This is a genomic window from Streptomyces sp. NPDC059875 (genome assembly GCF_042731085.1).
Classification (GTDB): Bacteria; Actinomycetota; Actinomycetes; order Streptomycetales; family Streptomycetaceae; genus Streptomyces.
Genome location: NZ_JBHWJZ010000008.1, coordinates 19,908 through 34,522 on the forward strand (window position 1 = coordinate 19,908; position 14,615 = coordinate 34,522).

Sequence of the window (14,615 nt, forward strand, 5' to 3'; positions counted from 1 at the left end):
TCGTGGACACCTTTGCGCTGATCGTGACCATCGGTGTCGCGCTCGGCTTCACGTACACCAACGGTTTTCACGACTCCGCGAACGCCATCGCCACCTCGGTCTCGACCCGCGCGCTGACGCCGCGGGCCGCGCTCGCGATGGCCGCCGTGATGAACCTCGCCGGAGCGTTCCTCGGCAGCGGGGTCGCCAAGACGGTGAGCGAGGGCCTGATCGAGACGCCGCACGGCGACAAGGGGATGGGGATCCTCTTCGCCGCGCTCGTCGGCGCGATCATCTGGAACCTGGTGACCTGGTACTTCGGTCTGCCGTCCTCCTCCTCGCACGCGCTGTTCGGCGGCATGGTGGGCGCGGCGCTGGCCGGCGGTACCGAGGTGATCTGGTCGGGCGTGCTCGACAAGGTCGTCATCCCGATGTTCGTCTCGCCGGTCGTCGGTCTGGCCGCCGGTTACCTGGTCATGTGCGCGATCATGTGGATGTTCCGCAAGTCGAACCCGCACAAGGCGAAGCGCGGTTTCCGTATCGCCCAGACGGTGTCGGCGGCGGGCATGGCCCTCGGTCACGGTCTGCAGGACGCGCAGAAGACGATGGGCATCGTGGTGATGGCGCTCGTCATCGCGGACGTGCAGCAGTCGGGCGACGACATCCCGGTGTGGGTGAAGATCGCGTGCGCCGTGATGCTGTCGCTCGGTACGTACGCGGGTGGCTGGCGGATCATGCGGACGCTCGGCCGGAAGATCATCGAGCTGGACCCGCCGCAGGGGTTCGCGGCGGAGACGACGGGGGCGTCGATCATGTTCGGTTCCGCGTTCCTCTTCCACGCGCCGATCTCGACGACGCACGTCATCACGTCCGCGATCATGGGTGTGGGTTCGACGAAGCGTGTGAACGCGGTGCGGTGGGGGGTCGCGAAGAACATCGTCCTGGGGTGGTTCATCACGATGCCGGCAGCCGCGATCGTGGCGGCGCTCAGCTTCTACGTGGTGCAGCTGTTCTTCGGCTGACAGGCCGCGAGGCCCCTGGGCGGAAATGGTTGGGCCCGGCTCTCCTGTAGGAGAGCCGGGCCCTTCGTCTTGCGGTGGCACCGCCATGCAGCACCGCAGGACGCCACGCGGCGGAGCCGCATGGTCTGTGGGCTATCCGAAGCGGCCGGAGATGTAGTCCTCGGTCGCCTGGACGCTCGGGTTGGAGAAGATGCGCTCGGTGTCGTCCAGCTCGATGAGCTTGCCCGGCTGGCCCACGGCCGCCAGGTTGAAGAACGCCGTACGGTCCGAGACGCGGGCGGCCTGCTGCATGTTGTGCGTCACGATGACGATCGTGAAGCGCTCCTTCAGCTCGCCGATCAGGTCCTCGATCGCCAGGGTCGAGATCGGGTCGAGGGCCGAGCAGGGCTCGTCCATCAGCAGGACGTCGGGCTCGACCGCGATCGCGCGGGCGATGCACAGACGCTGCTGCTGACCGCCGGAGAGACCGGAGCCCGGCTTGTTCAGGCGGTCCTTGACCTCGTTCCAGAGGTTCGCGCCCTTGAGGGAACGCTCGACGATGTCGTTGAGCTGGGACTTCTTGTACTTGCCGTTCAGCCGCAGGCCCGCCGCCACGTTGTCGAAGATCGACATCGTCGGGAACGGGTTCGGGCGCTGGAACACCATGCCGACCGTGCGGCGCACCGCGACCGGGTCGACGTGGGAGCCGTACAGGTTCTCGTCGTCCAGCATCACCTTGCCCTCGACGCGGCCACCGGGGGTGACCTCGTGCATGCGGTTCAGGGTGCGCAGGAAGGTGGACTTGCCGCAGCCGGAGGGGCCGATGAAGGCCGTCACCGAGCGGGGCTCGACGGTCATGGAGATGTCGTCGATCGCCTTGTGGGCGCCGTAGTACGCGGAGAGGCCGCTGACGTCGATTCGCTTGGCCATATCAATTCACTTCCAGAGGTGGTCGCTGGTCAGCGGCCGGTCTTGGGGGCCTTCCAGCGGGCGATGCCGCGGGCCACCAGGTTGAGGATCATGACGAAGGCGATCAGGACGAGCGCGGCGGCCCAGGCGCGGGCCACGGCGGCGTCGGTGCCGACCGCGTACTGCTCGTACACGTAGAGCGGCAGGGAGGACTGAGCGCCTTCGAAGGGGTTCGGGTTGATGAGCTTCGTACCGAACACGAGGAGCAGGACGGGGGCCGTCTCGCCGGTGATGCGGGCGACCGCGAGCATGACGCCCGTGGTGATGCCGCCGATCGCGGTGGGCAGGACCACCTTCAGGATCGTGCGCCACTTCGGGATGCCGAGGGCGAGGGAGGCCTCGCGCAGCTCGTTCGGGACGAGCTTGAGCATCTCCTCGGTGGAGCGGACCACGACCGGCATCATCAGGATCGCGAGGGCCATCGCGCCGGCGAATCCGGAGGGCCCGAAGCCCAGCATCAGATTCCAGGTGGCGAGGATGAACAGACCCGCGACGATCGACGGGATGCCCGTCATGACGTCGACGAAGAAGGTGACGGCCTGGGCGAGCTTCCCGCCGCCGTACTCGACGAGGTAGACCGCGGTCAGCAGACCGATCGGCGCGGCGATCAGGGTCGCGATGGCGACCTGCTCGATCGTGCCGAGCAGCGCGTGGTAGACACCGCCGCCGGCCTCGGCGTCGAGGACGCCGTTCATCGAGTGGCTGAGGAAGTACGGGTCGAGTACTTCCAGGCCCTTGCTGATCGTGACCCAGGCGAGGGAGAGCAGCGGGATGACGGCCAGGATGAAGCAGACCCAGACGAGGCTGGTGGCGACCCGGTCCTTGGCCTGGCGGGAGCCCTCGACCTTGGAGGTGATCGCGTACGTCGCGAGGACGAAGAACAGCGCGGCGATCAGGCCCCACTGGATGCGGCTGTGCCAGCCGGCCGCGAGACCGAGGCCGACAGCGGCGGCGATCGACCCTATGGCGGTGGCGAACGGGGTCCAGCGGGGGAGCCGGGCGTGCTTGAGCGGGTCGTGCGTGACGACGCTCTTCACGGGCGGGCGGTCCTGTATGGCGTGGCTCATGCGTTGGCCCCCGAGTACTCCTTGCGGCGGGCGATGATCCACCGGGCCGCGCCGTTGACCAGCAGGGTGATGACGAAGAGGACCAGGCCGGAGGCGATCAGCGCGTCACGGCCGAACTCGTTGGCCTCGTTGAACTTCGCGGCGATGTTCTGGGCGAAGGTGCCGCCGCCCGGGTCGAGGAGGTGGCCCGAGAGGACGAAGCTGGGGGAGAGGACGACGGCGACGGCCATCGTCTCGCCGAGTGCGCGGCCCAGGCCCAGCATCGAGGCGGAGATGATGCCCGAGCGGCCGAAGGGGAGGACCGACATGCGGATGACCTCCCAGCGCGTGGCGCCGAGGGCGAGGGCGGCCTCTTCGTGCATCTTCGGGACCTGGAGGAAGACCTCGCGGGTCACGTTGGTGATGATCGGCAGGATCATGATCGCCAGCAGGATGCCCACGGTGAACATGTTGCGGGCGACGCCGTCGCTGGCCTTGTCGAAGATGTACGTCCAGCCCAGGTACTCGTCGAGCCACTGGTTCAGGCCGTCCAGGTACGGGACCAGGAAGATCGCGCCCCAGAGGCCGTAGATGATGCTGGGCACGGCGGCGAGCAGGTCGACCACGTACGCGAGCGGCTTGGCCAGCTTGCGCGGGGCGTAGTGCGAGATGAACAGCGCGATGCCGATCGCGACCGGCACGGCGATGACCATGGCGATGATCGACGAGACGACCGTGCCGAACGCCAGGACGGCGATGCCGAAGACGGGCGGGCTGCCGGCCGGGTTCCACTCGAAGGTGGTGAAGAAGTTCGTGGAGTCCTGGGAGATCGCGAGGACGGCGCGGTAGGTGAGGAAGCCCGCGATCGCGGCCATGATCACCAGGAGCGTGATGCCGGATCCGCGGGACAGACCGAGGAAGACCCGGTCTCCGGGACGGGTCGCGCCGTTGGCGCGCCCCTTTTCTATGGGTGGTGTGGTTGTCGTAACCATTCTGACTCTCCGGTCTGCGGAGCCTGTACGAGGTGTACGGGGCTCCTGGCGGCGGTGCACCGGATGCCGGGGCCGGTCCGTCGGTGGTGGCTGACGGACCGGCTCCGGCCGGGGATCAGGACAGGGTGGGGACGATCTCGCGGACCTTGGTCGCGATCTCGGCCGGCATCGGGGCGTAGCCCGCGTCGGAGAGGACCTTCTGGCCGTCCTCGCTGATCGCGTAGTTCAGGAACGCCTTCAGGGTCGGCAGGGTCTCCGCCTTGTTGCCCTTGTCGCAGGCGATCTGGTACGTGACCAGGACGAGCGGGTAGGCGCCCTCGGCCTTGGTCGCGTAGTCGAGGGAGAGGGCCATGTCGCTGCCGGTGCCCTTGACCTTGGCGGCGGCGATGGCCTTGGAGGCGTTCTCCGTGGTGGCGGCGACCGGGGCGGCGGCACCGGTGTTCACCGAGACCGTGGAGATCTTGTTGGCGGTGGCGTAGGAGAGCTCGAAGTAGCCGATGGAGCCCTCGGCGTCCTTGACCGCGGTGGCGACACCGGAGGAGCCGTTGGCGGCCTGGCCACCCGGGGCGGGCCACGACTTCGACTTCGGGTCGTGCTTCCAGTCGGCCGGGGCCGCGGTGGAGAGGTACTTGCCCAGGTTCTGGGTGGTGCCCGACTCGTCGGAGCGGTGGAACGCCTGGATGTTGCTGTCCGGCAGCTTGGCGCCCGGGTTCAGCTTGGCGATCGCCGGGTCGTTCCACTTCTTGATGTCGGTGTTGAAGATCTTGGCGATGGTGGAGGCGTCCAGGACGAGGTTGTCCACGCCGTCCAGCTTGTAACCGATGGCGATGGGGCCACCGACCATCGGGAGGTTGACGCCCTTGCCGGTCTTGCAGATCTTCGCGGACTCGGCGACCTCCTCCTCCTTCAGCGCGGAGTCGGAGCCGGCGAAGGCGACCTGGCCCTGGTTGAACTTGGTGATACCGCCGCCGGAGCCGATGGCCTGGTAGTTGACCTCGACGCCGTCACAGGCGGCCTGGAAGTTCTTGACCCACAGGTCCATGGCGTTCTTCTGAGCGGAGGAGCCCGCGGCGAGGAGCTGGCCCTTGGCGCCGTCGCACTTGATGTTCGACGCCGCGGCGGAGGTCTTGTCACCGTTCGGGGTCTCGCCGGTGTTGTTGTCCGAACCACACGCCGAGAGGACGAGGGCGCCGGAAACGACGAGGGCACCGATCGCGGAGGCGCGAAGCCCGTTCTTGCGCGAAAGCTTCACTTTCGGGTGTTCCTTCCAGAAGCCGCCTGCCGGGGACCGGGTGTCCTGAACGTTCTACGGCGGCGTGTGTCGGGGCTGTGGGTGCAGCGCTGTGCGTGTGCACCTTGTACGGCCGAAATTAGGCAGATCAGGTGAAGCGGCCGACGGGGGAGAGTGAACGGAAAGTGAACCGTGCCGGAAGGCGCGGTGCGGGGCCCTTGGGCGGGCGGCGACCGGGGGCCCGAAGGGGGCGCCGGGGGGCGGGTGGGCGTCATCCCACGAGCGCGTCCAGGAGTTCCCTGTCTCGCGGCTGGGTCAGGCGGCGGCGGGCCTCCGGCGGTGTCAGCCAGGTCATGCGGTCGATCTCCCTCGACGGGGTGAACGTGCCGCCCAGGGACTCGGCCGACCAGTACGTGACCTCCTTCGGGCGGCCGTTCGCCAGGTAGCGGGCCGTGGGGAGGCGGGGGCCCAGGACGCAGGACTGGCCCGTCTCCTCCCGTACCTCACGGATCGCACACTCCTCGGCGGTCTCGCCGCGCTTCAGCTTTCCCTTCGGGTGCGACCAGTCGTCGTACTTGGGCCGGTGGACCAGGGCGATCTCGATGCCCTGGCCCGTCGGAGCGGGGCGCCACAGGACGCACCCCGCCGCGAGGATCACGGGACCGGCGCCGTGGTGGGCTGCCAGGCGCGTTGGAAGGCGAAGCGGGCGGCCTCGACCTCGTGGCGCTGGTCCGCGTGGAGGACGCCGAGGGCGTACGCGGTGGCCGGGGCGATCCGGGGGGTGCGGGCCGCCGTGGCGGCCGCGGCGGCGGCCTCGGAGGCGTCGCGGTGGCGGTCGAGGGCGTGGCCCGCCTCGCGGAGGACCGGGTCGGGGTCGGTGCCGTGCAGGACCTCGCAGGCGTACCGGTGGAGGCGCAGCAGCAGCCGGGTCTGGTGCCAGGGCGCGTCCTGGGCCTCGCCGGCCGCGAGCGCCAGGGCGTCCGCGTTGTACGGGTGGGCCGCGCGGGCCAGCGGCAGCCCGGCCACGGCCTCCGCGAGGCGGAGCTCGACGACCGTGGCCGGTGCGTCGAGGACCTCGATCGCCGGGGCCGCCCCGGCGGGCCCCAGCGGTACCTCGGAGGCGAGGAGCGCGACGGCGTCCGCCACCGCGTGGAAGCGGGAGGAGCCCAGCGCCTGCAGGGCCGCCGAGTGGGCTCGCGTACGGGCCAGGGTGAGCTGGCGTTCGAGCAGGGCGCCCGCGCGGGCGGCGCCGACCGTCATGCCCGGGCCTTCGGCGCCGCGCGCGGCGGGCACCGGCCCGGTGCCGCCGCTCGACAGGCGGGACAGCGCGTCCAGCAGTCGGACGAGCCGGGAGGCGCAGGCGTGCTCCAGGGCGAGCGTCCCCGACAGCCAGGCGAGCTCCGTGCGCAGCTGGTCGGCCCAGGCGGCGTCGAGGAGCGGCCGGAAGGTGTGCAGGGTCCCGCTGATGCGGCGGGCGGCCGCCCGGAGGGACCGGGCGGCCTCCTCCGAGCCCGTCGTGTCCGCGCCGCTCTCGGTGTGCAGCCGCAGGCCGCGCAGGAAGTCGCCGGCCCGCGCCTGGAGGTAGGGGGAGAGGACCTCTCCCGCGGTGACGCCCGTGGCGGCGGAAAGGTGGTCAGGGTTGTGCACGCCGGCGCCTCCGCGCGTCGATGAGCATCTCCTGGACGTGCCGCAGCGGCTGGCCCTCCGGGTCGGTCGCGTGCCGCGTCCAGTTCCCGTCCGGACCGAGGTGCCAGGAGGAGGTGGTGTCGGACATTCCGGTCTCCAGGAGCCGGGTCAGGGCTGCCCGGTGGGCCGGGTCGGAGACCCGGACCAGGGCCTCGATGCGTCGGTCCAGGTTCCGGTGCATCATGTCGGCGCTGCCCAGCCAGACCTCGGGCTCGCCGCCGTTGCCGAAGGCGAAGACCCGGGAGTGCTCCAGGAAGCGGCCGAGGATCGAGCGGACCCGGATGTTCTCGGAGAGGCCGGCGACGCCCGGGCGGATCGCGCAGATGCCGCGGACCCAGATGTCGACCGGGACGCCCGCCTGCGAGGCCCGGTAGCAGGCGTCGATGATGGCCTCGTCGACCATCGAGTTGACCTTGATCCGGACGTAGGCCGGCCGGCCCGCCCGGTGGTGGGCGATCTCCTTGTGGATCCGGGAGACCAGCCCGTCCCGGAGGGACTTGGGCGCGGTGAGCAGCCGGCGGTAGGTCTCGCGGCGCGAGTAGCCGGAGAGCCGGTTGAACAGGTCGGAGAGGTCGGCGCCGACCTGCGGGTCCGCGGTGAGCAGGCCGAGGTCCTCGTAGAGCCGGGCCGTCTTGGGGTGGTAGTTGCCGGTGCCGACGTGCGAGTAGCGGCGCAGCACCTCGCCCTCCTGCCGGACGACCAGCGACAGCTTGCAGTGCGTCTTGAGGCCGACGAGACCGTAGACGACGTGGCAGCCGGCCTCCTCCAGCTTCCGCGCCCACTTGATGTTGGCCTGCTCGTCGAAGCGGGCCTTGATCTCGACGAGGACGAGGACCTGCTTGCCGCTCTCGGCGGCGTCGATCAGCGCGTCGACTATGGGGGACTTGCCGGAGGTCCGGTACAGCGTCTGCTTGATCGCGAGGACGTCCGGGTCGGCGGCCGCCTGCTCCAGGAACGCCTGGACGGAGGTGGAGAAGGAGTCGTACGGGTGGTGCAGCAGCACGTCCCGCTCGCGCAGCGCCATGAAGATGTCGGGGGCGGAGGCCGACTCGACCTCGGCGAGGTCCCGGTGGGTGCCGGCGACGAACTTGGGGTACTTCAGCTCGGGCCGGTCCAGGGAGGCGATTCCGAAGAGGCCGGTGAGGTCGAGCGGGCCGGGCAGCGGGTAGACCTCGGCGTCGGAGACCTTCAGCTCGCGGACGAGCAGGTCGAGGACGTACGGGTCGATGGACTCCTCGACCTCCAGGCGGACCGGCGGGCCGAAGCGGCGGCGCAGGAGCTCCTTCTCCAGGGCCTGGAGCAGGTTCTCGGCGTCGTCCTCCTCGACCTCGAGGTCCTCGTTCCGGGTCACCCGGAACATGTGGTGGGCCAGCACCTCCATGCCGGGGAAGAGCTCTTCCAGGTGCGCCGCGATGACGTCCTCCAGCGGGACGTAGCGCTGCGGGGAGGCCTCCAGGAAGCGGGAGAGCAGCGGGGGCACCTTGACGCGGGCGAAGTGGCGGTGGCCGCTGACCGGATTGCGTACGACCACGGCGAGGTTCAGGGACAGGCCGGAGATGTACGGGAAGGGGTGCGCGGGGTCCACGGCCAGCGGGGTGAGGACCGGGAAGATCTGCTGCCGGAACAGGGTGAAGAGGCGCGCCTGCTCCTTCTCGGTCAGGTCGGGCCAGCGGATCAGGTGGATGCCCTCGTCGGCCAGGGCCGGGCTGACGTCCTGCTGGTAGCAGGCGGCGTGCCGGGCCATGAGCTCGCGCGAGCGGGTCCAGATCAGGTCGAGCACCTCGCGGGGCTGCAGTCCGGAGGCGGAGCGCGTGGCGACGCCGGTGGCGATCCGGCGCTTCAGGCCGGCGACGCGCACCATGAAGAACTCGTCGAGGTTCGACGCGAAGATGGCGAGGAAGTTAGCCCGTTCGAGGAGGGGTGTGGTGGGATCCTCGGCCAGTTCGAGGACCCTTTCGTTGAACGCGAGCCAGCTGCGTTCGCGGTCGAGGAAGCGGCCCTGGGGGAGCTCGCCCTCGGCGCTGTCGTCCTCGTACGCGTCGAGGTCGGTGTCCAGCTCGGGCGCGAGGTCCGAGGCCGGGCCCGCGTTGACGGCGTGGGAGCGGTGCGCGGCTATGGAACCGACGGACGGCTGGGCGGTCGGCTCGCCGTTCTCGGCGCTCTTCGCGGACGTCTTCGCGGACGGCTTTGCGGGCGTCTTCGCGGACGTCTTGGCGTTCTTCGCGGACGGCGTGGCGGAGGACTGGACCGGGACCTCGGCAGGCTGCTGGCTCATGGCCCCATTCTTCCGCGCGAAGGGGTGGTCGGGCGCGTCGGAGCGGGCCGTGGGCGAGGGAAGTCTCCCTTTGGGGAGCCCCTTGGCGAGAGGAGGCACGGCGGGCTTCATTGCGTGAGCGTCGCAAGCGCGTCTGAATGGCCGGTAACGACGACATGACGTGCGGGAATCGGGGGCGGGGCCCCTCAAGGGCCCCGCCGACCGATTCTCGGTGGCTTGATTCCTACGTTACGTGTGCCGGGCGGCGGCTACGGGTGCCGGGTGCGCAGGACACGGAAGGCGGCGAGCAGGGCGAGGGCGGCGAGGGCGAGGACGATGCCGGTCTCGATGAGCTGGGTGGGCCAGAAGTGGGTGGAGGGGTGGTAGTCGACGTACTGGCCGGTGACGCCCTTGCCGGCGTAGCAGGTGTCGGCGTTCTGCGACCCGTCGTAGCAGGACCATTCGGCGATGCGGCGCCCGTCCGCGGTGAGCAGGCCCATGTCCATCATCAGTCCGTCGGCGGGGATGAGGAGGGGCCCCGACTGCGAGCTGATCGGTCCGGTGACGGTCCGTACCGGCAGGAAGTCCCAGCGCAGCGCGCCGAGCACGGCGAGGACCAGGCCGGTGAACAGGCCGGTCGCCGTCATGGCGACGAGTGTGCGCCGGATCAGCTGCCCGAGGAGCGCGCCCACGGCGACGGCGAGGAGCACGTACGCGACGAGGACAATTCCGGTCGCCTCGTACGGGCCGCGGTCCGACCAGTTCAGCTGCCAGGTGCCCGAGACCCGGCCCCAGCCGATCCGGTAGATCACCATGAGGGCGAGGGTGACCACGAGCGCGGCGGCGGCCGCGGTGAGGATCTTCGCGCGGAGCCACTGCGTGGGGGTGACGGACTGGGTGAGCGCGAGCCGGTACGTGCCGCTCTCCAGCTCGCGGGCGATCAGCGGGCCCGCGACGAAGGCCCCGACGACGAGGGGCAGGAGGACCATGCCGATGCCGGCGTACTCCATGGCCAGGCGCAGGATGCCGAACCCGCGGTTGTCGTCGGAGGGGATGCTGTAGCCGTCCTCCACGTACGTGTCCGCGGTGGAGGCGTCCCACAGCCGCAGCCCTGCGAGGACGGCGAGGGACAGGGCCGTCGCGGCCGCCGCCACCCACAGGGCCCGCCGGTGCTGGCGGACCGTCACCCAGTGGGTGCCCTTCAATGTGACGGCGCTCATGCGGAGGCTCCTTCGGGGGTGGTGCGGGAGACGCGGAGGTGGGCGAGGAGGAGGTCTTCGAGGGACGGGGCCGTCGCTTCCCAAGGCCCTTCGACCGGACCCTCCCGCCGGATGAGCGCGGTGAGTTGGCGTCCCGTCGTGCGGGATTCGATCACGCGGTGCGGGGCGAGGTCGGCGACCGGGCCCCGGAGCAGGGTGTGCGCGGCGAGGAGGTCGTCGATGGCGCCGTCGAGGCGGACGCAGCCGCCCTCGACGAGGAGCAGGTGGTCGCAGGCGCCCTCCAGCTCGCCGAGGATGTGCGAGGACATGACGACCGTCGTGCCGCGTTCGGCGGCGTCGGCCATCAGGACCCCCATGAGCTGGTGGCGGGCGAGCGGGTCCAGGTCGGCCATCGGCTCGTCGAGGAGCATCAGTTCCGGCCGCTTGCCGAGGGCCAGGGCGAGCGCGACGCGGGTGCGCTGGCCGCCGGAGAGCGTGCGGACGCGGGCGGCGGGGTCGAGCTCGGCGGTGATCCGCTCGGCGATGGCCCCGTCCCAGCGGCCGGGGTTGAGCTCGCGGCCCATCCTGAGCGTCTCGGCGACGGTGAGCTGCGGGTAGAGCGGCTTGTCCTGGGCGACGTATGCGAGGTTCTCGCGGGCGGGGGCGTGGATCGTGCCCTCGGTGGGCCTGATCAGTCCGGCGGCGAGGGCGAGGAGCGTGGACTTGCCGGCTCCGTTGGGGCCGACGACGGCGCAGACGCGGCCGGTGGGGAGGCTGAAGGAGCAGTCCTTCAGGGCCCAGCCGGCCCCCCGTCCGCCGTACCGCTTGCCGAGGCCCTCGGTGCTCAGGGCCGTACCACTGGTCATGCGTCCCCCTCGAAGAATTCCTTCAGTACGGAAGTGAAGAGCGCGGCCACGTCCTCGCGCTCCAGGCCGTCCTCCCGCGCCCGGCGCGCCCAGTCGGCGAGTTCGCCGCGCAGGGGCGAGTCGGCGGGGCCGGTCCCGAGCGTCGCGCGGACGAAGGTGCCGAGGCCGCGGCGGGCCTCGACGAGTCCTTCGCGCTCCAGCTCGCGGTAGGCCTTGAGGACCGTGTTCGGGTTGATGGCCGTCGCCTCGACGACCTCGCGCGCGGTGGGCAGGCGGTCGCCGGGTTCCAGGACGCCCATGCGCAGGGCCTGTTTGGTCTGCTGGACGATCTGGAGGTAGGTGGCGACTCCACTGCGCCGGTCGATCCGGTACTCGAGCACGTTCCCCTTCACCACCCTTTCACTAATCAAGTAGTGAAAGGGTGGTGGAAAGAAGGGGCGGTGTCAACCGCCCCCTTCTCACCGCGTGTTCAGGACTCCGTCAGGTCCGTTCAGGACTCCGTGCGGTACATCAGGTCCACCTCGTGCGTGACGAAGCCCAGCCGCTCGTACACCGTGACCGCCGCCGTGTTGTCCGCGTCCACGTAGAGCATCGCCGTCGGCAGTGTCTGCGCCGCCAGGTGCCGCAGCCCGATCGCAGTGAGCGCCTTGCCGAGGCCGCTGCCCTGGGCCTCCGGCAGGATCCCGACCACGTACACCTCGCCGAGCTGCTCCTCGGCGTGCACCTTCGTCCAGTGGAAGCCGATCAGCCGGCCGTCCTTCTCCGCGAGGAAGAAGCCCTTCGGGTCGAACCACGGCTCGGACATGCGGTCGTCCAGGTCCCGCTGGGTGAGCGAACCCTGCTCGGGGTGGTGGGCGAAGGCGGCCGCGTTGACGGCGAGCCAGGCCGTGTCGTCCTGGCCGGGTACGAACGTACGGACGGTGACGCCCTCGGGCAGTACCGGCTCGGGGATGTCGAGCGGCACCAACGGGCGGCGCAGCTGGCGCAGTTCGCGGAACAGGGTCAGGCCGAGCACCTGGGCCAGGTGCCGGGCCGCGGACTTCCCGCCGTGCGCCCACACCCGCAGCCGCTTCCCCGAAGCCGCGAGCAACGCCGTCCCGAGCGCCCGCCCGTGGCCGCGGCCGCGGTGCGAGGGGTGCACGACCAGCTCGGCCGCCGGGGCCTCCACCGGGTCGGTGTCCTCCAGCTGGGCGTAGCCGTAGAGGTGTGATCCGACGGTGAGCAGGAAGTGCCGTACGCCCTCGCGCCTGCCGTGCCGCAGATACAGCCGCCCCTGCTCGGACACGGCGTGCATGCCGTCGGCGCGGTCGGCTGCTTCCAGCAGGTCGAGGACGTCCTGGACCTGCTCGGGGGAGAGCTCGTCGAGGGTGAGGATCTGCCGGCCGGGTTCGAGGGCCGGTGCCGCGTCAGGAGTCATGCCTCCGAGCCTACGGCCAGGAGTCATGCCTCCGAGGCTACGGAATCAACCTAGTTGTAACCCGGTACCCCCTGTTGCGCTACGCGCGTTGACTCTAGGCTGCGCTGGCTGGTCAGCAGTCGAGTTGGCGCCCCACGAGGGGCGCGGGGACAAGGGGAGCAATGGGAGCGACACCGAAGAAGAAGAGGACGGCGCGGCGGATACTCGCCGTGGGTGCGGGGCTCGCCACGGTCGGCGCGCTCGTCGCCGCGCTGCCCGCGGGCGCCTCGGGCACCAAGGACAGCGGCGGCGGCCACGGGCGCTACGTCGACGTCCAGCTGCTCTCCTTCAACGACCTGCACGGCAACCTGGAGCCGCCGACCGGCTCGTCCGGGCGGGTCACGCACACCAACGAGGACGGCACCACCAGGACCATCGACGCCGGTGGCGTCGAGTACCTCGCCACGCATCTGCGGCAGGCCCGCGAGGGCAACCGGTACTCCGTCACCGCCGCGGCGGGCGACATGATCGGCGCTTCCCCGCTGGTCTCCGGGCTCTTCCACGACGAGCCGACCATCGAGGCGCTCAACCGCCTGAAGCTCGACGTGAGCTCCGTGGGCAACCACGAGTTCGACGAGGGCGCGCGCGAGCTCGCCCGCATGCAGGACGGCGGCTGTCACCCGACCGCCGGCTGCTTCGAGGAGGGCGAGGAGTTCGAGGGCGCGAACTTCCCGTACCTCGCGGCCAACGTGACGAACGAGAAGACCGGCAAGCCGCTGCTCGACCCGTACTTCGTCTGGGAGCGCAACGGGGTCAAGATCGGCTTCATCGGCGTGACCCTGGAGGGCACGGCGAACATCGTCTCGGCCGAGGGCATCAAGGGCCTGAAGTTCGGCGACGAGGTCGAGACGATCAACAAGTACACCAAGATCCTCGAGCGCAAGGGCGTCAAGTCGATCGTCGCGCTGCTCCACGAGGGCGGTGCGCCGGCCTCGGGCTCGTACAACTACGACTGCGACAGCCCCGGCCCCGGCGACGGCATCTCCGGTCCGATCGTGGACATCGCCAAGAACGTCAGCCCGCAGGTCGACGCCCTGGTCACCGGTCACACGCACCAGGCGTACGCGTGCACCATCGCGGACCCGGCGGGCAAGCCGCGCACGGTCACCTCGGCGGCCTCCTTCGGCAAGCTGTACACGGACACGACGCTCACCTACGACCGTCGCTCCAAGGACATCGTCCGGACCGCCGTCGCCTCCGCGAACCACGTCGTCACCCGTGACGTGGCGAAGGCCGAGGACATGACCCGGCTGATCGACCGCTGGAAGACGCTGGCCGCCCCGATCGCGAGCCGTCCGGTCGGTTACATCTCCGGCGACGTCGACAACCCCTTCGACGCGCCCGAGAAGCCTCTGGGCAACCTGATCGCCGACGCGCAGCTCGAGGGCATGGCCCCGGCCGACAAGGGCGGCGCGCAGCTCGCGCTGATGAACCCGGGCGGTGTCCGCGCGCCGCTGGTCCACAAGGCGTCCGGCGCCGAGGGCGACGGGGTCGTGACCTACGGCGAGGCGTACACGGTCCAGCCGTTCACCAACATGATGACGGCGGTCGACCTGACCGGCGCGCAGCTCATCACCGCGCTCCAGCAGCAGGTCAGCGGCGCCAACCAGGCGGCCCCGAAGATCCTCCAGGTGTCGAAGGGCTTCACGTACACCCTGGACATGACGAAGACCGGCGCCGACCGGATCGTCACCTCCTCGGTGAAGCTGAACGGCGAGGCGATCGACCCGTCGAAGACCTACCGGGTCGCGATGAACGAGTTCCTGGCCGGTGGCGGTGACGGCTTCGCCGTCCTGAAGGAGCACAAGAACAAGCTGGTCGGCGCGTCCGACCTGGACCTGTTCACCGCCTACCTGGGGGCCCACTCCACCGCGAGCGCCCCGCTGGCCCCGCCGGCCACGGGCCGGATCACGGTCGTGAAGTAGTTCCTCACGGA

Annotated in this window: 13 protein-coding genes; 2 read left to right on the forward strand and 11 right to left on the reverse strand. The window is 70.4% G+C overall.

Annotated features, from left to right (window positions below):
- The first annotated feature begins 2 nt into the window (after nucleotides 1-2).
- Nucleotides 3-1,001 (forward strand): anion permease, encoded by a 999-nt coding sequence (locus tag ACFV9D_RS12110; protein WP_385144394.1) that lies wholly within the window; start codon nucleotides 3-5, stop codon nucleotides 999-1,001.
- Nucleotides 1,002-1,133: 132 nt separating this feature from the next.
- Here the strand turns inward: ACFV9D_RS12110 and pstB are convergent, their stop codons facing one another.
- The 11 genes from pstB to mshD form a co-directional block, all read right to left on the reverse strand.
- On the reverse strand, nucleotides 1,134-1,910 hold the full coding sequence (pstB, locus tag ACFV9D_RS12115) for a phosphate ABC transporter ATP-binding protein PstB (protein ID WP_385144396.1): 777 nt from the start codon (nucleotides 1,908-1,910) through the stop codon (nucleotides 1,134-1,136).
- Nucleotides 1,911-1,939: 29 nt separating this feature from the next.
- A complete protein-coding gene (gene pstA / locus ACFV9D_RS12120; RefSeq protein ID WP_385144398.1) occupies nucleotides 1,940-3,016 on the reverse strand; it encodes a phosphate ABC transporter permease PstA in 1,077 nt (358 codons plus the stop codon).
- On the reverse strand, nucleotides 3,013-3,987 hold the full coding sequence (pstC, locus tag ACFV9D_RS12125) for a phosphate ABC transporter permease subunit PstC (RefSeq protein WP_385144400.1): 975 nt from the start codon (nucleotides 3,985-3,987) through the stop codon (nucleotides 3,013-3,015). Before pstC ends, pstA begins: the two co-directional genes overlap by 4 nt.
- A gap of 115 nt (nucleotides 3,988-4,102) precedes the next feature.
- On the reverse strand, nucleotides 4,103-5,239 hold the full coding sequence (gene pstS / locus ACFV9D_RS12130) for a phosphate ABC transporter substrate-binding protein PstS (RefSeq protein ID WP_385144402.1): 1,137 nt from the start codon (nucleotides 5,237-5,239) through the stop codon (nucleotides 4,103-4,105).
- 250 nt (nucleotides 5,240-5,489) lie between these two features.
- A complete protein-coding gene (locus ACFV9D_RS12135) occupies nucleotides 5,490-5,876 on the reverse strand; it encodes an NUDIX hydrolase (protein ID WP_385144404.1) in 387 nt (128 codons plus the stop codon).
- Nucleotides 5,873-6,865, reverse strand: a complete 993-nt coding sequence (locus tag ACFV9D_RS12140; RefSeq protein WP_385144406.1) for a CHAD domain-containing protein — start codon at nucleotides 6,863-6,865, stop codon at nucleotides 5,873-5,875. The genes ACFV9D_RS12135 and ACFV9D_RS12140 overlap by 4 nt, the downstream gene beginning before the upstream one ends.
- The gene (locus tag ACFV9D_RS12145) at nucleotides 6,852-9,179 is read right to left on the reverse strand and encodes an RNA degradosome polyphosphate kinase (protein ID WP_385144408.1); all 2,328 of its coding nucleotides are present in this window, start codon (nucleotides 9,177-9,179) and stop codon (nucleotides 6,852-6,854) included. The genes ACFV9D_RS12140 and ACFV9D_RS12145 overlap by 14 nt, the downstream gene beginning before the upstream one ends.
- A gap of 248 nt (nucleotides 9,180-9,427) precedes the next feature.
- The gene (locus tag ACFV9D_RS12150) at nucleotides 9,428-10,378 is read right to left on the reverse strand and encodes an ABC transporter permease (RefSeq protein WP_385144410.1); all 951 of its coding nucleotides are present in this window, start codon (nucleotides 10,376-10,378) and stop codon (nucleotides 9,428-9,430) included.
- Nucleotides 10,375-11,223, reverse strand: a complete 849-nt coding sequence (locus ACFV9D_RS12155; protein ID WP_385144412.1) for an ABC transporter ATP-binding protein — start codon at nucleotides 11,221-11,223, stop codon at nucleotides 10,375-10,377. Before ACFV9D_RS12155 ends, ACFV9D_RS12150 begins: the two co-directional genes overlap by 4 nt.
- Nucleotides 11,220-11,603: a GntR family transcriptional regulator gene (locus tag ACFV9D_RS12160; protein WP_385144911.1), complete on the reverse strand. Its 384-nt coding sequence runs from the start codon at nucleotides 11,601-11,603 to the stop codon at nucleotides 11,220-11,222. The genes ACFV9D_RS12155 and ACFV9D_RS12160 overlap by 4 nt, the downstream gene beginning before the upstream one ends.
- A gap of 110 nt (nucleotides 11,604-11,713) precedes the next feature.
- Entirely contained in the window at nucleotides 11,714-12,640 is a 927-nt protein-coding gene (mshD, locus tag ACFV9D_RS12165) for a mycothiol synthase (RefSeq protein WP_385144414.1), read from the reverse strand.
- Nucleotides 12,641-12,801: 161 nt separating this feature from the next.
- Between mshD and ACFV9D_RS12170 the strand changes: the two genes are divergently transcribed.
- Nucleotides 12,802-14,604 carry a bifunctional metallophosphatase/5'-nucleotidase gene (locus ACFV9D_RS12170; RefSeq protein WP_385144416.1) on the forward strand — a complete coding sequence of 601 codons (1,803 nt, stop codon included), beginning with the start codon at nucleotides 12,802-12,804 and terminating at the stop codon, nucleotides 14,602-14,604.
- Nucleotides 14,605-14,615 lie beyond the last annotated feature (11 nt).

Excerpts from the sequence above, each read along its gene's own strand:
- pstB (WP_385144396.1), bottom strand. The coding sequence starts at position 1,910 with ATGGCCAAGCGAATCGACGTCAGCGGCCTCTCCGCGTACTACGGCGCC.
- pstA (WP_385144398.1), bottom strand. The coding sequence starts at position 3,016 with ATGAGCCACGCCATACAGGACCGCCCGCCCGTGAAGAGCGTCGTCACG.
- mshD (WP_385144414.1), bottom strand. The coding sequence starts at position 12,640 with ATGACTCCTGACGCGGCACCGGCCCTCGAACCCGGCCGGCAGATCCTC.
- ACFV9D_RS12145 (WP_385144408.1), bottom strand. The coding sequence starts at position 9,179 with ATGAGCCAGCAGCCTGCCGAGGTCCCGGTCCAGTCCTCCGCCACGCCG.
- ACFV9D_RS12155 (WP_385144412.1), bottom strand. The coding sequence starts at position 11,223 with ATGACCAGTGGTACGGCCCTGAGCACCGAGGGCCTCGGCAAGCGGTAC.
- ACFV9D_RS12150 (WP_385144410.1), bottom strand. The coding sequence starts at position 10,378 with ATGAGCGCCGTCACATTGAAGGGCACCCACTGGGTGACGGTCCGCCAG.
- pstC (WP_385144400.1), bottom strand. The coding sequence starts at position 3,987 with ATGGTTACGACAACCACACCACCCATAGAAAAGGGGCGCGCCAACGGC.
- ACFV9D_RS12170 (WP_385144416.1), top strand. The coding sequence starts at position 12,802 with ATGGGAGCGACACCGAAGAAGAAGAGGACGGCGCGGCGGATACTCGCC.